19 protein-coding genes are annotated in these 21,602 nt (G+C 60.0%); 18 read left to right on the top strand and 1 reads right to left on the bottom strand.

Annotated elements, in window-relative coordinates:
- The first annotated feature begins 305 nt into the window (after positions 1–305).
- From arnB to ASC74_RS28265, 9 genes are read left to right on the top strand one after another with little or no spacing between them, the layout of a single operon-like run.
- Positions 306–1,454: a UDP-4-amino-4-deoxy-L-arabinose aminotransferase gene (gene arnB / locus ASC74_RS28305; protein WP_056745993.1), complete on the top strand. Its 1,149-nt coding sequence runs from the start codon at positions 306–308 to the stop codon at positions 1,452–1,454.
- The gene (gene arnC / locus ASC74_RS28300; protein WP_056745991.1) at positions 1,451–2,470 is read left to right on the top strand and encodes an undecaprenyl-phosphate 4-deoxy-4-formamido-L-arabinose transferase; all 1,020 of its coding nucleotides are present in this window, start codon (positions 1,451–1,453) and stop codon (positions 2,468–2,470) included. Before arnB ends, arnC begins: the two co-directional genes overlap by 4 nt.
- Positions 2,467–4,458 (top strand): bifunctional UDP-4-amino-4-deoxy-L-arabinose formyltransferase/UDP-glucuronic acid oxidase ArnA, encoded by a 1,992-nt coding sequence (gene arnA / locus ASC74_RS28295; protein ID WP_046047013.1) that lies wholly within the window; start codon positions 2,467–2,469, stop codon positions 4,456–4,458. Before arnC ends, arnA begins: the two co-directional genes overlap by 4 nt.
- Positions 4,458–5,342 carry a 4-deoxy-4-formamido-L-arabinose-phosphoundecaprenol deformylase gene (gene arnD / locus ASC74_RS28290; RefSeq protein WP_056745989.1) on the top strand — a complete coding sequence of 295 codons (885 nt, stop codon included), beginning with the start codon at positions 4,458–4,460 and terminating at the stop codon, positions 5,340–5,342. Before arnA ends, arnD begins: the two co-directional genes overlap by 1 nt.
- A complete protein-coding gene (gene arnT / locus ASC74_RS28285) occupies positions 5,339–6,988 on the top strand; it encodes a lipid IV(A) 4-amino-4-deoxy-L-arabinosyltransferase (protein WP_056745987.1) in 1,650 nt (549 codons plus the stop codon). Before arnD ends, arnT begins: the two co-directional genes overlap by 4 nt.
- Entirely contained in the window at positions 6,985–7,329 is a 345-nt protein-coding gene (gene arnE / locus ASC74_RS28280; RefSeq protein ID WP_046047010.1) for a 4-amino-4-deoxy-L-arabinose-phosphoundecaprenol flippase subunit ArnE, read from the top strand. The genes arnT and arnE overlap by 4 nt, the downstream gene beginning before the upstream one ends.
- The gene (arnF, locus tag ASC74_RS28275) at positions 7,326–7,727 is read left to right on the top strand and encodes a 4-amino-4-deoxy-L-arabinose-phosphoundecaprenol flippase subunit ArnF (RefSeq protein WP_056745984.1); all 402 of its coding nucleotides are present in this window, start codon (positions 7,326–7,328) and stop codon (positions 7,725–7,727) included. Before arnE ends, arnF begins: the two co-directional genes overlap by 4 nt.
- On the top strand, positions 7,724–9,103 hold the full coding sequence (locus ASC74_RS28270; RefSeq protein WP_056745982.1) for a UDP-glucose dehydrogenase family protein: 1,380 nt from the start codon (positions 7,724–7,726) through the stop codon (positions 9,101–9,103). The genes arnF and ASC74_RS28270 overlap by 4 nt, the downstream gene beginning before the upstream one ends.
- Entirely contained in the window at positions 9,100–10,698 is a 1,599-nt protein-coding gene (locus ASC74_RS28265) for an ArnT family glycosyltransferase (protein WP_056746109.1), read from the top strand. The genes ASC74_RS28270 and ASC74_RS28265 overlap by 4 nt, the downstream gene beginning before the upstream one ends.
- Before the next feature lie 43 nt (positions 10,699–10,741).
- Here the strand turns inward: ASC74_RS28265 and ASC74_RS28260 are convergent, their stop codons facing one another.
- A complete protein-coding gene (locus ASC74_RS28260) occupies positions 10,742–11,707 on the bottom strand; it encodes a LysR family transcriptional regulator (protein WP_056745980.1) in 966 nt (321 codons plus the stop codon).
- 322 nt (positions 11,708–12,029) lie between these two features.
- On the opposite strand from ASC74_RS28260, the gene argH reads away from it, so the two are divergent.
- From argH to ASC74_RS28215, 9 genes are all read left to right on the top strand, one after another.
- A complete protein-coding gene (gene argH, locus ASC74_RS28255; RefSeq protein ID WP_056745978.1) occupies positions 12,030–13,457 on the top strand; it encodes an argininosuccinate lyase in 1,428 nt (475 codons plus the stop codon).
- 151 nt (positions 13,458–13,608) lie between these two features.
- Positions 13,609–14,487, top strand: a complete 879-nt coding sequence (locus ASC74_RS28250; RefSeq protein ID WP_056745976.1) for an amino acid ABC transporter permease — start codon at positions 13,609–13,611, stop codon at positions 14,485–14,487.
- 10 nt (positions 14,488–14,497) lie between these two features.
- Positions 14,498–15,262: an amino acid ABC transporter ATP-binding protein gene (locus tag ASC74_RS28245; RefSeq protein WP_033054778.1), complete on the top strand. Its 765-nt coding sequence runs from the start codon at positions 14,498–14,500 to the stop codon at positions 15,260–15,262.
- Between the two features lie 38 nt (positions 15,263–15,300).
- On the top strand, positions 15,301–16,125 hold the full coding sequence (locus ASC74_RS28240) for an ABC transporter substrate-binding protein (RefSeq protein WP_056745973.1): 825 nt from the start codon (positions 15,301–15,303) through the stop codon (positions 16,123–16,125).
- A 192-nt stretch (positions 16,126–16,317) separates the two neighbouring features.
- The gene (locus ASC74_RS28235) at positions 16,318–17,166 is read left to right on the top strand and encodes a polysaccharide deacetylase family protein (RefSeq protein ID WP_056745971.1); all 849 of its coding nucleotides are present in this window, start codon (positions 16,318–16,320) and stop codon (positions 17,164–17,166) included.
- Positions 17,159–18,046, top strand: a complete 888-nt coding sequence (locus tag ASC74_RS28230; RefSeq protein ID WP_056745968.1) for a polysaccharide deacetylase family protein — start codon at positions 17,159–17,161, stop codon at positions 18,044–18,046. Before ASC74_RS28235 ends, ASC74_RS28230 begins: the two co-directional genes overlap by 8 nt.
- The gene (locus ASC74_RS28225; protein WP_056745966.1) at positions 18,043–19,392 is read left to right on the top strand and encodes an MmgE/PrpD family protein; all 1,350 of its coding nucleotides are present in this window, start codon (positions 18,043–18,045) and stop codon (positions 19,390–19,392) included. Before ASC74_RS28230 ends, ASC74_RS28225 begins: the two co-directional genes overlap by 4 nt.
- Positions 19,393–19,543: 151 nt before the next feature.
- On the top strand, positions 19,544–20,722 hold the full coding sequence (locus ASC74_RS28220; RefSeq protein ID WP_056745964.1) for an MFS transporter: 1,179 nt from the start codon (positions 19,544–19,546) through the stop codon (positions 20,720–20,722).
- A gap of 159 nt (positions 20,723–20,881) precedes the next feature.
- Positions 20,882–21,589, top strand: coding sequence for an HPP family protein (locus ASC74_RS28215; protein ID WP_056745963.1), 708 nt, complete (start codon positions 20,882–20,884; stop codon positions 21,587–21,589).
- The last annotated feature ends 13 nt before the right edge of the window (positions 21,590–21,602 follow it).

Below are 21,602 nucleotides of genomic sequence, written 5' to 3'. Positions count from 1 at the left end.
CTTCTTACTAGAAAACTCGATGAGCGGCAGAAGCCTGAACAGTGGCTGTATGACATCCAGATAAACGATTCGCCGACCGGTTTTTCATGTTCCTTTCACAAAATCGGGAATAACCTCAATGGATCCGGCCTGTCTCTTTGCGAGGGACCAACCTGCCGACCATCGCAAAAAATGTCAACCTATCTAAATCGTCAGGTATTTCGAGTAAGTAATTGATGCAGCTTTTGTTTTAGCGTCTACGCTTGCAATGGATCCAAAATTTTTTTAGCCTCACAGGCTATTCACTCTTCAGCCCCGAGGTGTCCATGAGTCAGGCTTTTCTCCCCTTCTCCCGCCCCAGTATCGGCGATGAAGAAATTGCCGCCGTAGAGCAAGTATTGCGCTCTGGCTGGATCACTACCGGGCCGAAAAACCAGGAACTGGAAGAGCAATTCGCCAACTACGTGGGATGCCGTCATGCCGTGGCACTGTCCTCGGCCACCGGCGGGATGCACATTACTTTACTGGCACTGGGAATTGGTCCGGGCGATGAAGTCATCACGCCGTCGCAGACCTGGGTGTCCACTGCCAACATGATCTGCCTGTTGGGCGCGACACCGGTGTTCGTCGACGTTGATCGCGACACGCTGATGAGTGACCTGGCCAGCATCGAAGCAGCGATCACGCCGCGCACCAAAGCCATCATTCCAGTGCATTACGCTGGCGCGGCGTTCGATCTCGATCCGCTTTATGCGTTGGCCGACAAACACGGCATCCCCGTCATCGAAGATGCCGCTCACGCCGCAGGCACCTTCTACAAAGGTCGTCATGTCGGCGCGAAAGGCACGGCGATCTTCTCGTTCCACGCGATCAAGAACATGACCTGCGCCGAGGGCGCCATGTTTGTCAGTGACGATGAAGCCCTGGCCAGTCGTGTGCGCATGCTCAAGTTCCATGGCCTCGGTGTCGATGCCTATGACCGCCTGACCCACGGCCGCAAACCTCAGGCTCAGGTCATGGAGCCCGGCTTCAAGTACAACCTGGCCGACATCAATGCCGCCATCGCCCTGGTGCAGCTGAAGCGACTGGACGAAATCAACGCCAAACGCACGGAGCTGGCCGGCACTTATTTGCAGCGACTGGAAGGTTTGCCGGTGCAACCCCTGGCCCTTCCGGCGTATGCGCAGCAGCACGCCTGGCACTTGTTCATCCTGCGTATCGACACCGAGCGCTGCGGAATGGACCGTGAAGCGTTCATGAAGGCCCTGCAAGCGCAGAACATCGGCACCGGCATTCACTTCATCGCCACTCACCTCCACACCTACTACCGCCAGCGCTTCCCCAACATCTATCTGCCCAACACTGAATGGAACTCGGCACGGCTGTGCTCGATTCCGTTATTCCCCGACATGACCACCGATGACGTCGATCGTGTGGTCGGCGCTATTGAAAACGTTATGGACTCAAGCCTGTGAAACCTTACCCGATCCGTTGCGTGTCAATCGTCATCCCGGTCTACAACGAGCAAGACAGCCTGCCCGAGTTGCTCCGGCGTACTGAAGCGGCATGTCAGCAATTGCACCATGACTACGAGATTGTGTTGGTGGACGACGGCAGCCGCGACAACTCGGCGCAAATCCTCGAAGAGGCCGCCCATCGCGAGTGCAGCTCGGTGGTGGCGGTCATTCTCAACCGCAACTACGGCCAGCACGCGGCAATCATGGCCGGTTTCGAGCAGTGCAAAGGTGATGTGATTATTACCCTCGACGCCGACCTGCAAAACCCTCCCGAAGAGATTCCGCGGTTAGTGGCTCAGGCCGAGCTGGGTTATGACGTGGTCGCCACCGTGCGCAACAACCGTCAAGACTCGGCACTGCGCCGTTGGCCGTCAAAGCTGATCAATCTGGCCGTGCAGCGCTCAACCGGCGTCGCCATGACCGACTACGGCTGCATGCTCCGCGCTTACCGGCGAACCATTGTCGACGCCATGCTCGCCTGCCGTGAACGCAGCACCTTCATCCCGATCCTCGCCAACAGCTTCGCCCGGCACACCACGGAAATCCTCGTGCCCCACGCCGAGCGCGAACACGGGGAATCGAAGTACAGCCCCATGCGCCTGATCAATCTGATGTTCGACCTGATCACCTGCATGACCACCACGCCCCTGCGTTTGCTGAGCATCGTCGGCTTTGGCATGGCGGCCCTCGGCGTGCTGTTCGCCATTACGCTGATTGTGCTGCGCCTGGCCTTCGGCGCCCATTGGGCCGGCGACGGGACATTCGTGCTGTTCGCCGTGCTGTTCATCTTCACCGGTGGCCAGTTCATCGGCATGGGCCTGTTGGGCGAGTACCTGGGACGCATGTACGGCGACGTTCGCGCCCGCCCCCGGTTCTTTATTGAAAAAGTCCTGCGTAACCAACCCGCAGCCCCCGCTCCCGTTGTCACCGTTGACGGTCTCACCTCCATTTCTTCAGATCAGGTTCACTCATGAGTGCAAAAGCTGTTGTCTTCGCCTATCACGATATTGGCTGTGCCGGCATCGAATCCCTGCTCAACTCGGGCTTTGATATTGCCGCCGTGTTTACTCACCCTGATGATCCGAAGGAAAACGCGTTCTACGGCTCCGTTGCGCAACTGTGCGCACGCAAGGGCATCCCGGTGCACGCCCCGGAAGATGCCAACCACCCGCTGTGGATCGAGCGCATCAGCAAACTCAACCCGGATTACCTGTTCTCGTTCTACTACCGCAACCTGTTGAGCGAGCCGCTGTTGGCCACTGCCAGCAAAGGCGCCTTCAACCTGCACGGTTCGTTGTTGCCGCGTTACCGTGGTCGTGCGCCGGCCAACTGGGTGCTGGTCAACGGTGAAACCGAAACCGGCGTCACCCTGCACCGCATGGTCAAACGGGCCGATGCCGGCGCAATCCTCGCCCAGAAAAAGGTGGCGATCGAGCGCAGCGACACGGCGCTGAGCCTGCACGGAAAATTGCGTCTGGCCGCTACCGACTTGCTGCGTGACACGCTACCGGCGTTGCTTCAGGGCAAAGTCAACGAAACCCCACAGGACGAGTCCAAAGCCACGGTCTTTGGCCGTCGCACGCCAGCCGACGGCAAACTGGTCTGGAGCAAACCGGCGGAAGAACTGTTCAATCTGGTTCGCGCCGTTACCCAGCCGTACCCGGGTGCTTTCTGCGCCGTGGGCGAACACAAGCTGATTGTCTGGAACGCAGAAGTTGCCCAAGGCAATGAAGGTCAAGCGCCTGGTCGCGTCATCAGTGTCGACCCCCTGCGTATCGCCTGCGGCGAAGATTCCCTGGTGATCACCGCCGGCCAGCGCAACGACAACGGCCTGTACCTCAGTGGTCCGCAACTGGCCAACGAACTGGGCCTGGTGGACGGTTCCGTACTGCGTGGCGCCGAGTCCGGTCGCGCCCCGCGTCGCACCCGCGTGCTGATCCTCGGCGTCAACGGCTTCATCGGCAATCACCTGTCCGAGCGCCTGCTGCGCGACGACCGATACGAGGTGTATGGCCTGGACATCGGTTCGGATGCCATCGAGCGCCTGCGCAGCCATCCGAATTTCCACTTCGTCGAAGGCGACATCAGCATCCACTCCGAGTGGATCGAATACCACATCAAGAAGTGCGACGTGGTCCTGCCACTGGTCGCGATCGCCACACCGATCGAGTACACCCGCAACCCGCTGCGGGTGTTCGAGCTGGACTTTGAAGAGAACCTGAAACTGGTTCGTTACTGCGTCAAATACAACAAACGCGTGATCTTCCCGTCGACCTCGGAAGTCTATGGCATGTGCCAGGACCAGAACTTCGACGAAGACACCTCCAACCTCATCGTCGGTCCGATCAACAAACAGCGCTGGATCTACTCGATCTCCAAGCAACTGCTCGACCGAGTGATCTGGGCCTACGGCCAGAAAGGCCTGAATTTCACGTTGTTCCGTCCCTTCAACTGGATGGGCCCACGCCTCGACCGCCTGGACTCGGCGCGTATCGGCAGTTCCCGGGCGATCACCCAGCTGATCCTCAACCTGGTGGAAGGCACGCCGATTCGCCTGTTCGATGGTGGTGAGCAAAAACGCTGCTTCACCGACATTGCCGACGGCGTAGAAGCCCTGGCGCGGATCATCGACAACGACAACGACGCCTGCAACGGCCAGATCATCAACATCGGCAACCCGGACAACGAAGCCAGCATCCGCCAGTTGGGCGAAGAGCTGCTGCGTCAGTTCGAAGCGCATCCGTTGCGCGACAACTTCCCGCCGTTCGCCGGGTTCCGCGATGTCGAAAGCAAAGCGTTCTACGGCACCGGTTATCAGGACGTTTCGCACCGCAAACCGAGCATCGCCAACGCCAAGCGCCTGCTGGACTGGACCCCAACGGTTGAAATGAGCGAGACCATCGGCAATACGCTGGATTTCTTCCTGCGTGAAGCCATGCTCGAAATCGCGGACAAGCGCTGATGCGGGCAGGTCTGCGGATTGATGTCGACACTTACCGAGGCACCCGTGAGGGGGTGCCGCGGCTGCTGGAAATCCTCGATGAAGCGCAGGTCAAGGCGACGTTTTTCTTCAGTGTCGGGCCGGACAACATGGGGCGTCATTTATGGCGCCTGATCCGCCCGCAATTTCTCTGGAAAATGCTCCGTTCCAACGCGGCCGGCCTGTACGGCTGGGACATCTTGCTGGCCGGCACCGCGTGGCCCGGTAAACCGATCGGCCGTGATCTTGGGCATTTGATGCGTCAAACCGTGGCAGCCGGGCATGAAGTCGGCCTGCACGCCTGGGATCACCACGGCTGGCAGGCCAATGCCGGACGCTGGAGTGACAAGCAGCTGATCGAGCACCTTCGTCGGGGCGTCGACACCCTCGCCGACATCCTCGGGCAAAACGTCGAATGCTCGGCGTCCGCCGGGTGGCGGGCGGACGAGCGCGTGATCGAGGCCAAGCAGGCGTTCAGCTTTCGCTACAACAGCGATTGCCGGGGCCAGAGCCTGTTCCGACCGCGATTGGCCGATGGTGGTTTGGGTGCGCCGCAGATTCCGGTGGACCTGCCGACGTTCGATGAGGTGGTCGGCCCCAACGTGGCGGCCAAGGACTTCAACGCCTTCATTCTTGATCGCTTCAGCCCCGAAAAACTCAACGTCTACACGATTCATGCCGAAGTAGAAGGGATTCTGATGGCCAACGATTTTCGTCAACTGCTGGCCGATGCGCGCCAGCGAAACATCCGTTTTCAACCCTTGGGCGATCTGCTGCCCGAGGCCCCCGACACCTTGCCGGTCGGCCGGGTGCTGCGTGGCGCACTCGAAGGACGCGAAGGCTGGTTGGGAGTGCAAGGCGTATGAGCAAGCGCTGGGCATTGCCGTTGTTGCTGGTCATCTTCTCTCTGGCGTATCTGCTGCCGCTGGGCAGCCATGGCTTATGGATTCCCGACGAAACCCGCTACGCCCAGATCAGCCAGGACATGCTCCTGAGCGGCAACTGGGTGTCGCCGCATTTCATGAGTTTGCGTTATTTCGAAAAACCCGCGGCCGGCTACTGGATGATCGCCGCCAGCCAGGCACTGTTTGGCCAGAACCTGTTCGGCGTGCGGTTTGCCTCCGCCCTGAGCACCGGGCTGAGTGTGTTGTTGTGTTACCTCATCGCTCGCCGGATGTGGAACGATCCACGCAAGAGTTTTGCCTGTGCGCTGTTGTACATGAGTCTCACCGTCATCGCCGGCGCGGCGGGCTACGCCAATCTCGATCCGCAATTCACGTTCTGGGTCAATTTGAGTCTGGTCGCTTTGTGGTTTGCGCTGGACAGCGTCGACCGCACCCAACGCCTGATCAGTTGGGCCGTGCTGGGACTGGCCTGCGGCATGGGGTTCATGACCAAGGGTTTCCTCGCCTGGTTATTGCCGGTGTTGATCGCCCTGCCCTGGATACTCTGGCAAAAACGCTGGCGTGAGCTGCTGATCTACGGGCCGCTGGCGATTGTCGTGGCCATCGCCGTCAGCTTGCCGTGGGCCTTGGCGGTGCATGGCCAGGAGTCCGATTACTGGCGGTTCTTCTTCTGGCACGAACACATCCGCCGTTTTGCCGGGGACGATGCCCAGCATGACGCCCCGTGGTGGTACTACTTGCCGTTACTGGTTGCGTTCAGCCTGCCGTGGGTGGCGCTGTTGCCACCGGCGCTCAAGCAAGCGTGGCAAACACGTCGTCAGTCGAATATCGCTTTCCTGTTGTTGTGGCTGTTGATGCCGCTGCTGTTTTTCAGCCTCAGCAAAGGCAAATTGCCGAGCTACATCCTGCCGTGCCTGTTGCCATTGGCGTTGCTGCTGGGCCACGCACTGGTGGACCGCTTGAAGCTTGAGCAAGGCCGGGTACTGGGCATCAATGGTCTGCTGAACCTGCTGCTGGGCCTGACGATCCTGGTGGCCCTGGTCTACCTGCAACTGAAAAAACCGCTCTACAACCATGAACTGCACAACCTGGTGCTGGTGTTCATCGGTCTGACCGGCTGGATCATGGCCAACCTGCTGCAAGCCTTCAGACCTTTGCAATGCTGGGCGGCGCCGGCCTTCGGCAGTCTGCTGCTGATCGCCTTGTTGCCGGCCGGGCTGCCCGAGTCGGTGGTCGCCAACAAGATGCCCGATCAATTCATCCTCGAGCATGCCCAGGAACTCGGCCAGACCGATCAGTTGCTGAGCAACGACCTCGGCGCCGCCGGAGCGTTGGCCTGGCGTCTGAAACGCCCGGACGTGGCGTTGTACAACACGATAGGCGAATTGAAATATGGCCTCGCCTATCCTGACGGCGCACAGCAGCAAGTCGACCCGCGCCAGGTTCAAGCGTGGATGCGCGATGCCCGCCAGAGCGGTTCGGTCGGCGTGGTCATGCGCATCAAGGGTGACGACGAACTGCGCGAAATCGAACTGCTGCCCAAGGATGGCAAGCGTTATGAACAAGGCAACATTGTGATTCTGATTTTTCCTCAGGAGGCGTCATGAGCCTGTTACTGCTCTTGGCCGCCTGCCTGCTGACCTGCCTGGGCCAGATCGCCCAAAAATACGCGGTGGAAAGCTGGCGCGACAAGGCGTCAGGCTGGGCTGAGAAACTGCGCTCGCCGTGGTTGTGGCTGGCGCTTGCCTCTCTGGGATTGGGCTTGCTGGTGTGGCTGCTGGTGTTGCAGCGCCTCGAAGTCGGCATTGCCTACCCGATGCTGAGCCTCAATTTCGTACTGATCACCCTGGTCGCCCGCTTCGTTTTCCACGAAACCATCGACCGTCGCCACTGGTTGGGTGTGGCGCTGGTGATCGGTGGCGTGGTGCTGCTGGGGCAACACACATGAACCTGCGTCGCGGAATTACCTTCGCGCTGGGCAGCGTGCTGCTGGTCAGTGCCGCACAATTGGGCATGCGCTGGAGCATGAGTCGCCTGCCATCGCCCGAGCACTGGTTCACCACCAGCATCGATCTGAGCGCTGTCGCGGTGGTGCTGGTCGCCATTCTCGCTTACGCCCTGTCGATGCTCTGCTGGCTCGCCGCCCTGCGGGATTTACCGCTGGGCCGGGCCTATTCGCTGCTGAGTATCAGCTACGCGCTGGTCTACCTGCTGGCCGCCAGCCTGCCGCTGTTCAACGAAGCATTCAGCCTTTCAAAAACCATCGGGGTGGCCCTGGTCATCCTCGGTGTCATTACCATTAATTCTCGGCCTGCTCGCGCGCGCGAACTCAGGAGTACCCCATGAAAATCAGTGTATTTGGTAGCGGTTATGTTGGTCTGGTGCAAGCCGCCGTCCTGGCAGAAGTTGGCCACGACGTGGTCTGCATGGACATTGACGAGAAGAAAATCGAACTGTTGCAACAAGGCCACGTGAGCATTTTCGAACCGGGGCTTGCCAGCCTGGTGCGCGAAGGCCTGGAAGGCAAACGTCTACAGTTCACCACCGACGAAAAACTCGCGGTGCAGCATGGCCAGGTGTTGTTTATCGCGGTCGGCACACCGTCCCGGGACGATGGTTCGGCAGACCTGCGTTATGTGCTGTCGGTAGGAGAAGCCGTGGCGCGTCATCGTGAACAACCGGTGATTCTGGTGGAGAAATCCACGGTGCCGGTGGGCACGGGTGACGCCTTGCGCGCGCATATCGACAAGTGCCTGATCAAGGTCGGCCGCTTGCTGCAGTTCGATATCGTCTCCAACCCGGAGTTTTTGAAAGAAGGCTCGGCCGTGGCCGATTGCCGGCGCCCGGACCGGATCATCATCGGCTGCGAACGCGATGAGGTGCGTGACGTGATGCGTGACCTCTACGCGCCCTTCAACCGCAATCATGACCGGGTCATGTTCATGGACCTGCGCAGCGCCGAGCTGACCAAATACGCCGCCAACTGCATGCTGGCGACCAAGATCAGCTTCATCAACCAGATCGCCGAACTGGCCGAACACTTGGGCGCCGACATCGAATCGGTGCGCCTGGGCATCGGTGCCGATTCGCGCATCGGCTATCACTTCATCTACCCCGGTTGCGGTTATGGCGGCTCGTGCTTTCCCAAGGACATGCGCGCGCTGATCCACAGCGCTGAAGAGGCGCATTGCTCCAGCGATCTGCTGCAAGCGGTAGAAGCGATCAACGAGCGTCAGAAGCACAAGCTGTTCGAGCGCATCAACGCGTTCTACAAGGGCGATTTGCGCGGCAGGACTTTCGCCGTGTGGGGGCTGGCGTTCAAACCGAACACCGACGACATGCGCGATGCACCGAGTCGGGTGCTGCTTGAATCGCTGTTTGCCGCCGGGGCCAACGTCCGCGCGTTCGACCCGGAAGCCATGCAGGAAACCCAGCAGCTGTACCTCGATGAGTCCAAGTTGATGCTCATGGGCACCCCGGAGTCGGTATTGTCCGGCGCTGACGCGTTGATCATCTGCACCGAATGGCAGCAGTTCAAGGCCCCGGATTTCAGCCTGATCCAACAGCGGCTCAACGCACCGGTGATCTTCGACGGACGCAACCTCTACGACGCCGATCGCCTGGCTCGTGCCGGTTTCAAGTACTTCCCGATGGGTCGCGGTGAATCGCGCAATCTGCCGATTCCGCATCAGCAGTGGCCCGCTGCGTCGGTCATCGCTTGATTGCGACATCACCCGGTATCCGCCGACAGTCTCTAGGCCTAGGGCTGTTGGCGCTGCTGCTGTTCAGCGCCGGGGTGTATCAGCAGACAGTGATCGGCTTCGATTCGCGCTTCGTGCTGTTTGCTCAGGAAATGCTGCGCCACGGGCCGTCCGTTTTTCCGACGACCTATGGCCAGCCGTATGCGGACTATTCGGCGCTTTCGACGCTGTTCACCTGGCTGCTGTCGCTGCCGTTCGGGCAGGTCAACAGTTTGACTGCCTGGTTGCCGAGCGCCATTGCCGGGGCGGTGATCGTCACGTTGATGTACCGGCTGCTGGCGCCCTACTCCCAGCGCTGGGCGTTGCTGAGCATCACCCTGATGATGCTGACCAACACCTTTGTCACCGAAGCCCGTGCCGTGTCCCTGGATTTGATGCTCGCGGCGGTGGCGTTTTCAGTGTTCTACCTGGGTTATGCCGCCGATCATTTCGCCGCAAAGCGCCGGTGGTTGCTGATCTTTGCCTTGTTGTTGCTGGGTTTCGGGATTCGCGGGCCGATCGGGCTGGTGATTCCCACGGGCATGCTGTGCAGCTATTTCTTGCTCAATCGTCAATGGCAGCATTTTTTTGGTTTTGGCTTGGTGGCCGCCGTACTGCTGGCAGTGTGCATTGGCGTGCTGCTGTGGCTGGCGGAAACCATCGGAGGGGCGGACTTCATGCACGACGTGGTCCGCATGCAGTTCATGGGGCGCATGGACGGTAGCGAAGGAGTCAGCGGTTCGCTGTACTACTTCACCAGCTCGGTGGGCAACTATGCGCTTGCGTATCCGTTGGCGTTGCTGGTACTGGCCGCGGTCTGGCTGACAACTCCGCGGCAGGCGGGTCCTGCGTTGCGCCTGTTGCAGTACTGCACGGCAGCCGGCCTGATCGTGATGGTCGGGCTCTCGATCCCCCAGGCAAAAAAAGCCCGCTACCTGCTGCCGATGTTGCCCATGGCGGCGATCATTGCAGCGTATCCGTTTCAGGTAGCGCAAGGTCGGGTATTCGAGTGGTTGCGGGGGTTGATGCAAGGGGTGTGGCTGGTGGTCCCTGCCCTGTTGATCGGCGGACTGCTGGTCGCCCAGCGACGGTTTCCCGATGAACTGACGACGCTAACTTCGATACTGATCATTCTCGGCGTGCTGCAAGTCATTGCCCTGGCGGTGCTCGTGCGACCGCACTGGCGGGCGCAAACACTTGCCTTTTGCGCAGTCCTGGCGCTGTGGTCGGTGTATGTTTTGGTGTTCGAGCCGGTCGAACGCCGGCTCTACGATACCCGGACCTTCAGCCGCGCGGCATTCGCACTTGTCCAGAAAGACCCGGCGCCGCTGGTGCTGCACGCCATGGGTAAAGACGCCAAGGCGATCAAGTTCATGGTCAATATCGAGCAGGACTTTCAGCCGGTATTCACTGAATCAATCCAGGAACTGGAAGCACTTCCAGGACCAGCCTGGTTAATGATGGATCAGAACGATTACAAGACATTGCAAGGCACTGTTTTGGGTGCGCTACAGCCAGTGTTGAGTGGGCGTTTCGATAAGAACGATTTCGTGTTGCTGCACTTGCTGAAACCTTGAAACTTCTCGGTGTGCGCCCTTTGAGGCAGACATTCGTCTGACCTCAAACCGGCGCCTTCAAATCAACCCCCAACGCCTGGGCAAACGCCTTGACCAACGGACTGCGCACGGTGTTGTGGCGAAGGATCAGATTGAACGGCGTGACGATGTTGATGAGGTCCGGACGCACCGCCCGGAACTGCCCCAGCGCCACCAGCGACGCGGCGTAATGTTGGGGAAGAAAACCCACGAAACGCCCGGTCTTGATCAGTAATGCCACCGCTTCGACCTGGGTGGCCGAGGCGGAAAAGCTGTCGTAGTGGGCAAAATTCAGTTTGTCGCGATGAATCGCGTAGCGGTGGTTGATGCACTCATAATCCTTGAGCACATGACTGCCGATTTCTGCGTCCGGCACCGTAAATAACGGATGACCGACGGCGCAATAAACTTCGGAGCGTTCTTCATAAAGCGCGTAGTAATCAAACTCTTCGCGCTTCTGATAAACCGGCACGATCCCCGCCACTAATCGCCCCTCTACCACGCCTCTTTCCACCTCATCCAACTGAGAGGATTGAAGTTGGAACCTGACTTTGGGCGATGTCTCATTAATTATTCTAAGTGCAGCAACTAACGGCGAATTAACATCGGAAATCGTATTATCAATAACCCCCACACCAAGGTCACCGATCAGTTCGTTTTGCGCTGAACTAAGCCGATCACGAAAGTTGTCGACCGAGGCGAATAAATCAATGGACGCCTGATACACCAGACGGCCCTCTTCGGTCAGGTGAAAACCCTCGCGACCTCGGGTGCACAGGCGCATGCCGATGCGGATCTCCAGGTCGGAGATCTGTTTGCTGATGGCTGCCAGTCCCACATTCAGCTCGTTTTGGGCGGCACTGAAGCCGCCGGCCTCGACCACGGCCTTGAACACTTTGAGCAATTTGAAATCCAGGCCACTGAGGGTCAGCGGTGCCCGATGGCTCGTTTTCAACGGCGGGTTTCCGGAATTGGAAAGTGGGGTTTCCATAATGCCTATTTACCTCTGGCGCCCTATTCAACAACCTGTGTCCAACAACAAAAATAGTGCTGGTAAATAATAATGACCACAGAAAACCAGGCTTGGCAACCGCTAATAAATCCCGCACATCAGTGCCAACTCACTGATTTCGAACTATTAAAAGCTGACACTTCGACGTAGGAGCTGCCGAAGGCTGCGATCTTTTGATCTTGATCTTTTATGGGTCAACCAAGATCAAAAGATCGCAGCCTTCGGCAGCTCCTACATGAAGTATCGCTTCGATCTGACGGCACGCCGATTTCAGTTCGCTTTACCGACGAGGAAAACAACAATGTCTCAAACCACCGACCGTCTCTGGGGTGCTCGCTTCAAAAGCGGCCCGTCCGAAGCCCTGGCGGCCTTGTCCCGTTGCCCCGAGCGCTACTTTCGCCTCACCCCGTATGACCTCGCCGGTTCCAAGGCGCATGCCCGTGAATTGCAGCGCGCCGGGTTGCTGAGCGAACAAGAAACCCAAACCATGCTCGACGCTCTTGAGCGCATCGGTGATGACTTCCGCGCCGGCAGCATCGCACCGACCCTGGACGACGAAGACGTCCACACCTTCATCGAACGCCTGCTGACCGAACGCCTCGGCGCCCTCGGAGGCAAGCTGCGCGCCGGCCGTTCACGCAACGACCAGACCGCCAACGACTTGCGCCTGTTCCTGCGTGATCACGTCCGCACCCTGACCGTTGAAGTGCTGGCCCTGCAACAAGCGCTGGTGGATCAGGCCGAGCAACACATCGAAAGCATCTGCCCGGGGTTCACTCACCTGCAGCAGGCCCAACCCATCGTTTTCGCTCACCACTTGCTGGCCCACGCCCAATCGATGTTGCGTGACGTGCAACGCCTGGTGGACTGGGACGTGCGCACTTCGTTGTCGCCACTGGGTGCTGCGGCCATGGCCGGTTCCGCCATCGCTCGCCTGCCGCAGCAGTCGGCCAAGGAAATGGGTTACAGCGGCGTGTGTGAAAACTCCATCGACGCCGTGGCCAGCCGCGATCACGTTGCCGAGTTCCTGTTCATTGCCAGCATGCTCGGGATCAACATTTCCCGCCTCGCTGAAGAGTTCTGCCTGTGGTCGTCGCGGCAGTTTCGCTGGGTCGCACTGGACGATGCCTACGCCACCGGCAGTTCGATCATGCCGCAGAAGAAAAACCCGGACATTGCTGAACTGGCCCGCGGCAAGGCAGGTCGCCTGATCGGCAACCTGACCGGCCTGCTCTCCACCCTCAAATCCCTGCCGCTGTCGTACAACCGCGACTTGAGCGAAGACAAAAACGGCGTGCTCGACAGCGTCGACACCCTGTTGCTGGTGTTGCCCGCCATGGCCGGAATGGTCGCGACCATGAAGGTCAACGTCGAGGAGTTGCGTCGTCAGGCACCACTGGGTTTCACCCTCGCCACCGAAGTCGCCGACTGGTTGGCCATGCGCGGCGTGCCGTTCAAGGAAGCCCACGAAATCACCGGTGCGCTGGTCCAGGCCTGTGAGAAACACGACATCGAATTGTGGGAAGCGTCCCCGGCATTGTTGGCCGAGATCGATCCACGCCTGACTGCTGAAGTACGCGAGAGCCTGACCCTCGAAGCCGCCATCGCCGCCCGCAGTGGCTGGGGCGGCACCGCGCCGCAACAGGTGCGCGAGCAGATCGGCCGCTTGAAAACCGCCCTGGCCGCGCAGCACGAATGGACCGAGAACTATCAAGGTTTCCGGCTCTGACGCAGAACACAAAACCTGTGGGAGCGGGCTTGCTCGCGAAGGGGCCGTGTCAGTCGCCATTTATGTTGAATGACACACCGCATTCGCGAGCAAGCCCGCTCCCACAGGGAATTGTGGTTGGCTTGAATGACCAAGTGTACGGAGAAACAACATGAGCCAGACTCAGGCAGAACGACTCCAGTCGGAGCGCAAACTGGCGGAAAACCAGTTCGATATCACCCAGTACCACCATGTGCCACGGCGTTACTACGGGCGGATCTTCTTCGCCACCGTCATCGTCATTGCGATTCTCGGGTTGGTGCGGGCCTTCGCCGAAGGCAAGATCGAATGGTCCTACATCGGCCAGTTCCTCACTTCCCAGGCGATCATGTGGGGCTTGCTCAACACCATCGTCATGGCGGTGCTGGCGATGGCGCTGGGCATTGTCTTCGGGGTAATCACGGCGATCATGCGCATGTCGGCCAACCCGATCCTGCGCTACGTGGCAGTGACCTACACCTGGCTGTTTCGCGGTACGCCACTGATTCTGCAACTGCTGTTGTGGTTCAACCTGGCGCTGATCTTCCCCACCATTGGCATCCCCGGCCTGTTCGAAATGGACACCGTGAGCCTGATGACGCCGTTCGTGGCCGCCCTGCTCGGTTTGAGCATCAACCAGGGCGCCTACACCGCCGAAGTGGTGCGTGCCGGCCTGCTGTCGGTGGACACCGGCCAGTACGAAGCCGCCAAGTCGATCGGCATGCCGCGCCTGCAAGCGCTGCGCCGGATCATCCTGCCGCAAGCCATGCGGGTCATCATTCCGCCGGTCGGTAACGAGTTCATCGGCATGGTGAAGATGACCTCGCTGGCGAGCGTCATCCAGTACTCGGAACTGCTCTACAACGCCCAGAACATCTACTACGCCAACGCCCGGGTCATGGAACTGCTGATCGTCGCCGGTATCTGGTACCTGGCCACCGTCACCGTCCTGTCCTTCGGTCAAAGTCGTCTGGAGCGTCGTTTCGCTCGCGGCGCCGGCAAGCGTTCTTGAGGAGTTCAACATGAGAAGCATCGTCAAGGCCGTGAGCCTGAACAAGTACTACGACCATTTCCACGCCCTCAAGGACATCAACATCGAAGTCGAGCAAGGCGAAGTACTGTGCATCATCGGCCCGTCCGGCTCCGGCAAAAGCACCTTGCTGCGCTGCATCAATCAGCTGGAAAAAATCGACAAGGGTGGCCTGTGGGTCGACGGCGAACTGGTGGGTTACCGGATCGTCGGCAACAAACTGCACGAACTCAACGAGTCGCAGATCGCCCGTCAACGCCTGTCCACCGGCATGGTGTTCCAGCGTTTCAACCTGTTCCCGCACATGACCGTGCTGCAAAACATCATCGAAGGGCCATGCCAGGTGCTCAAGCGTTCGCCCAAAGAGGCGCACGAAGAAGCCGTGGAATTGCTCGCTCGCGTCGGCCTGGCCGACAAGCGCAACAGCTACCCGATCGAACTCTCGGGTGGTCAGCAACAACGCGTCGCCATTGCCCGTGCACTGGCCATGCGGCCCAAGCTGATGCTGTTCGATGAACCCACTTCGGCACTCGACCCGGAACTGGTCGGTGAGGTGCTGTCGGTGATGCGCGACCTCGCGCAGACCGGCATGACCATGATCGTCGTCACCCATGAACTGGGCTTCGCTCGCGAAGTTTCCAACCGCATGGTGTTCATGGACGGCGGGCAGATCGTGGAGGCTGGAAGCCCCGAAGAAATACTAATAAGTCCGCAAAACCCGCGCACCCAAAGCTTCATTTCTGCCGTTCGAACCTAAGCGCCGGTTGGCGTAACAACACTCATAAGAGAACGACCATGAAGAACTTCGTTATCCCAGCAGTACTCGCAGGCGTTATGGCCTCCGGCTTTACCTTTGCCGCCGAGTTGCCGGCGAGCATCAAGGCCAAGGGCGAGATTGTCGTCGCGATCATGCCGAACTACCCGCCGATGGATTTCAAGGACCCGGCCACCAACACCCTCACCGGGCTCGACTACGACCTGGGCAACGCCCTGGCCGAACGTCTGGGCGTGAAGATCAAATGGCAGGAAACCGGCTTCGAGCAAATGATCAATGCACTGACCACGGACCGCGTGGACATGGTGCTGTCGGGCATGACCGACACCGTCGAACGGCAGGCCAGTGTGACCTTCGTCGACTACTTCACCAGCGGTCCGCAGTTCTACACCTTGCAGAAGAACAAGGATTTCAACGAAATCACTGATCTGTGCGGCAAGAAAGTCGGTACTAGCCGACGTACTACTTTCCCGGCGGAAATCGCTGAATACAGCAAAGCCAACTGTGAAGCCGCCGGCAAACCGGCCATCGTGGTGATTGGCACCGAAGGTTCGGCCGATGCCCGTGCACAACTGCGTCAGAGCCGTATCGACGCCGCCATGCAAGGCAGCGAGACCTTGTCCTACCTGAAGACTCAGGAAAAGGACATGTACAAGACCGTGGGCCAGCCGATTTCCGTGCAGTTCTCCGGGATGGGCGTGAGCAAGAAAAAGCCTGAGCTGAGTGACGCGGTGAAGGTCGCGTTGCAGAGCATGATCGATGACGGCACCTACCAGACGATCCTGAAGAAGTGGGATCTGGAGTTGGGTGCGATCAAGACTGTGACCATTAACGCCGGCAAATAACTCGTTGGCCCGTAGCAGCTGTCGAGCAGCGCGAGGCTGCGTCCGACTGCGAAGCAGTCGTGAAGTCAGACAACGCGGTGTGCCAAGAGAACCTCGCGTGTTGGGTTTACGACGGCTCCGCCGCCGAACGCAGCCTCGCAGGCTCGGCAGCTGCTACGGGTGTTTCAATCATAAATTGCCGGAGTGCCACTGATGTCCGCCTCTGCTCAACCCACCTGGCCCGACCCGCACAAAGCCTGCCTCGCCCTGGCCTTCGACCTCGACGGCCCGACCGGCGATGCCATGCTCAACGGCTCGATCTGGCGTAAACCCGAGTACTTCGGTTTCGGCGGTTATGGCCCTTACCGCGCCCTACCGCGAATCCTCGATGTGCTCGACGAGTACCAAATCCCGACGACGTTCTTCGTCCCGGCCTGGGTCGTGGAGAACTGGCCGAAACAGTGCCAGGCGATTGTCGAGCGCGGGCATGAGGTGGCCTACCACGGCTACAAACACGAATCCTTTTACGCCCTGACGCTGGAACAGCAAAAGGACGTGATGAACAAATCCCGCGAGGTGTTCTGGAAGCACTTGAACATCCGCGCCGAAGGTTTCCGCACGCCGTCCGGCGACTGGCGGGCCGAAACCCCGGCGATGCTGGTGGAAGCCGGCGTGACCTACTCCAGCAGCATGCGCGGTGATGACCGGCCGTACCTGGTGAAAGTGCCAGGTCACGAAACACCGCTGGTGGAAATCCCTGGCCGCTGGGAAATGGACGACTACGCCTCCCTCGCCTACACCCGCGCGCCGGACTTTCCTTCCGGGCTGGACCGCACCGCCAGCTACGCGCTGACCCTCGATAACTGGTGCCGCGAGTACGACGGCGCCATGAACGAAGGGTTGTGCCTGACCACCCTGTTCCACCCCAAGATCACCGGCAAACCAGGACGCATCCTGTTGCTGGAAAAACTCTTCGAACACATGCGCCAGCGCGATGACGTGTGGTTCGCCACGTGCCGCGATGTCGCCCAGTGGTGGCTGAAGGAGCAACACCATGGCTGAGTCCACTGTCTGGCCCAAAGGCTACCGCTGCGCCGTGGTGTTGACCGTCGATTACAACGACATCCACGGCATCCTGACCCAGGCCCCGGAGGTCGCCGGGCGCGACAAGACGCTGTCGGTCTGGCGCTATGGCACCCAACGCGGCGTCGACCGTTTACTCGGTTTGTTCGAAGAATTGGGGGTTTCCAGTAGCTGGTTTGTGCCCGGTATCGTCGCCGAGGAAAACCCCGGGCACATTCGGGCAATCCAGGCTGGCGGGCATGAGATTGCCTGCGCCGGTTATCGCCATCAGAACTACGACACCCTGAGCCTTGCCGAACAAAACGCCGAGATCGCCAAAGGCTGTGAGGCGTTGACCGCGCTGACGGGCCAACGTCCGACGGGGTTTCGCATCCCGGCCGGCAACGGTGCGCCGGGCTTCATCGAGTCTTTAAGGGATCAAGGCATTCGCTGGTCCTCATCCTGGCGAGGTGATGATTTGCCGTTTGCTCACCCGACCGCGCCCGATGTCATTGAGTTGCCGTTGCACTACGAACTGGAAGACGAACCCTACTTTGCCTTCAACCTCAGCCCGGCGGTGCCGCCGGCGCAATCGCGGATCGCTTCTTACAGCCACACCCTGGGCAACCTGCAAATGGACTTCGCCGGGTTTCACCGGTTTGGCTTGTGTTACGTGCTGCGACTGCATCCGGAGATCATTGCGACGCCCGGGCGGATTGGCGTACTGCGCGAGTTGCTTGAGGGGATTCAACAGCACGATGACGTGTGGATCGCCACGGGCGCCGACGTCGCTCAATGGTGGGCTGAATCGGCGCTGCCGGTGACCGAGGACCATCCGGCGGCCGTGTATGAGCGGCATTATCGGGATTACCTTTCATGAGTGAACGAATGCAGCGACTGGCGCAGTTCTGCGTCGACACCCGATTCGAAGACTTGCCGCCCGCACTGGTGGCCCAAGCCAAGCGGCACATACTCGACACCTTCGGCGCGACGTTGGCCGGGGCTGGCAGCGATGTAGCGAAACAGGCACGTCAGGTGTTCGACGGTGAAGTCGGGAGCACGCTGATCTGGGGCACCGATCAGCGCACCGGCGCGGCTCAGGCCGCCATGCTCAATGGTGTCGCCGCCCATGCCCTGGAACTGGACGACACCGGTGGCTGCGACCATTCCGGCGCGGTGGTGCTGCCGGCCGTCATCGCGGCGGTGTCGATGTCTGGAAAACCAGTGAATGGACAGGAGTTGATCACTGCCGTGGTGATCGGCTACGAAATCGGCCGCCGGGTGCTCGAAGCCTGCGGCAGTTATTCGGCCCACAACGGCGCCGGCTGGCACTCCACCGCCACCTGCGGCGTGTTCGGCGCGGCGGCGGCCAGTGCGCGAATTCTCGGACTGGATACTGCGCAAACCGTCTCGGCGCTGGGCATTGCCGGCAGTTTCAGTGGGGGGTTGTGGGCGTTTATCCACGACGGCTCGCAAAGCAAAAAACTTCACAGCGGTCGTGCCGCCGAGGGTGGATTGCTGGCGGCGCGATTTGCCCAACGCGGCATCACCGGGCCGACGCAGTTGTTCGATGATGTCTGGGGCGGGTTTCTCAAGACCCTGGCCGGTGAGACGGCACAACCTGAGGCGCTGGATGCGGAACTGGGCGTCGTATGGAAACTCGCTCGCTGTTCGATCAAACCTTATGCCGCGTGCCGAGGAACACATTCGGCCATCGATGCATTGGGACTGTTGCTGGATCAACTGCAGGTCAGCGCAGATCAGGTCGAGGATGTTCAGGTGTCGTTGTGCGGGTTTCTGCAGGACATGTGCGGCGGACGCGATGTCGGCACGCTGGCGGCGGCGCAGATGAGCCTGCCGTATACCCTTGCGGCGCGGCTGGTGCTGGGTCATTGCCGGTTGGAGGCTTATGACGATGAACAACGGGGCGATCCACGGATTGCTCAATGGATGTCGCGCATCCACCTTGAAGTGGACTCGCAACTGTCAGAGGATGGCGAGCCCGTCGTCAGCGTGCGGACCGTGGACGGTCGGCAAGCGAGCCTGTGCGTTGACGTGCCGTTGGGTGCACCGGGCAATCCGTTGAGTGATGCGGCGCTGGAGGAGAAGTTTTTCAGTCTGGCGGTGCGGGTGATGCCGCGACAGCAAGCGGCAGAACTGCTTGAGCAGTTGTGGCGGCTGGAAACGCTTGAATCGGCTCGTTCGCTGGATCGGTGGCTGACTTGAATCTTGCGTTATCTATGCGGACCTCTTCGCGAGCAGGCTCGCTCCCACATTTGAAATGCATTCCCCTGTGGGAGCGAGCCTGCTCGCGAATGGCCGCGACTCGGTACATCGGCGAACACCACAAAATCTAAATAAGGATATTTGCACCACCGTGGCCACTTACTCACTCGTTATCCGCCGGTTGATGATCGTTTCGCTGACCATCGTTGTCAGCCGCGCCATCACCAGCCCGCTGCTGACGTTGTTCCTGAGCAACAAACTCGGCCTCAACCAACAGGACGTCGGCTTGCTGCTGGGCATCGCGGTGTTCATCGCCACCCTGCTCGCGCTCTACGGCGGTTACATCATCGACCGCCTCGAGAAGCGCCGGCTGCTGATCCTCGCGATGCTCTCCAGCGCCATCGGCTTCGTGCTGCTGACCTTCGCCGACAACCTCTACCTGACCACCGCCACCCTGGTGATCACCGAAACCGCCTCGGCGCTGTTCCTGATCGGCTCGAAGGCGATCCTCAGCGAAAACCTGCCCATGGGCCAACGCGCCAAGGCGTTTTCCCTGCGCTACACCTTGACCAACATCGGCTACGCCACCGGCCCGATGCTGGGCGTGGTGATTGCCGGCGTGTACCCGATTGCACCGTTCCTGATCGCCGGCGGCATCGCGTTCTTCAGTATTTTCCTGATGATCGGGATACCGAAGGACTCGGCCCAGGCACCCGTAATCGGCCAGCCCCAGAGTTTTCTCAAGACGCTGGTCACCCTGAAAAACGACCGCACGCTGATCATGTTCACCTGCGGCTGCCTGCTCAGCACCGTGGTCCACGGGCGTTTCACCCTGTACTTGTCGCAATACCTGCTGGTGACCCACGATTCCAAGCAGGCATTGGAAACCATGGCCGCCCTGCTCGCCTGCAATGCGATCAGCGTGATCCTGCTGCAATACCAGATCGGCCGATTCCTCAAACGCGAGCAATTGCGTTACTGGATCGCGGGCGGTACCAGCCTGTTCATCGTCGGGTTGATCGGTTTCAGCCTGGCCGACAGCCTTGTGAGCTGGTGCGTGGCCATGTTCATCTTCACCCTCGGTGAAATGATCATTTACCCCGCCGAATTCCTCTTCGTCGACACCCTGGCCCCGGAAGAACTGCGCGGCAGTTATTACGGTGCGCAAAACCTCGCGGCCCTCGGCGGTGCCCTGAGCCCGGTGATTTGCGGTTACCTGCTGATGCACACCCCGGCGCCAACGATGTTTTATGCCCTGAGCGCACTGACCGCCATGGGCGGTTTCCTGTGTTTCATGAGTGGTCGTCGGGTGGCCTTACAGCAAAATTAATGCACTAAAACTGCATTAATATGAATTTGTCAGCATCAGGAATGAACGGCACACTGTGCCCGTTCCTCCCCCAATAGTTGGAACAACTTCAAGGGCTTTCTGGGTATCCCAGCTAAGCCTTTTTTTTGCCTCGGTTTTTTTCAACGGATCGTCTGCCTCATGTTCGCTCGCTGGTTTCCCGCCGCCATCAACACCCGCCCCTCCGAATGGAGCCGCGCCGCGATAGGCATGTCCTTGGGCACGATGTTCAGCGTCTGGCTCTGCAGCCAGGTATTCGGCATGCAAGTGGCGCAGCACCTGATCGGTCCGCTGGGTGCATCGGCCGTGTTGCTGTTCGCAGTGTCCTCCGGCGCCCTTGCCCAGCCCTGGTCGATTCTTGGCGGCTACCTCAGCGCCGGGGTGGTTTCACTGCTGGTCGCTCACGTACTCGGACGAACCCTCGGCAGCGCCTGCCTGGCGGCGGGCATGGCACTGATTCTGATGTGCTGGCTGCGTTGCCTGCACCCACCGGCCGGGGCCTTGGCGCTGCTGTTGGTGCTGGCAGACCCGGCGACCATCGCCCTGGACTGGAAAGCCCTCGGCCCGGTGATGCTCAGCGGATCAACCATGCTGCTCAGCGCCCTGGCCTACAACAACCTGACGCGCATTCGTTACCCAAAACGCGCCAGCGAACCGGTGTCCAGGGTGCCGGCCGATCACCCGCCCACCGACAGCCAGGCGATCACCGCCCAGGACCTGAAACTGGCCCTGGCGGACATGGAAGCGTTCTTCGACGTTACCCCCGAAGACCTTGAACAGTTGATCCATGCCAGTGAGTTGCATGCGAAGCGGCGCAGCATTGGTGAAGTGTTGTCAAAGCGCATTTGATATTTCCGATACC

Source organism: Pseudomonas sp. Root329, assembly GCF_001424925.1.
Lineage (GTDB): Bacteria > Pseudomonadota > Gammaproteobacteria > Pseudomonadales > Pseudomonadaceae > Aquipseudomonas > Aquipseudomonas arabinosi.
Note: the sequence above shows the minus strand (reverse complement) of the source record. Positions and strands in the feature narration are given on the sequence as shown.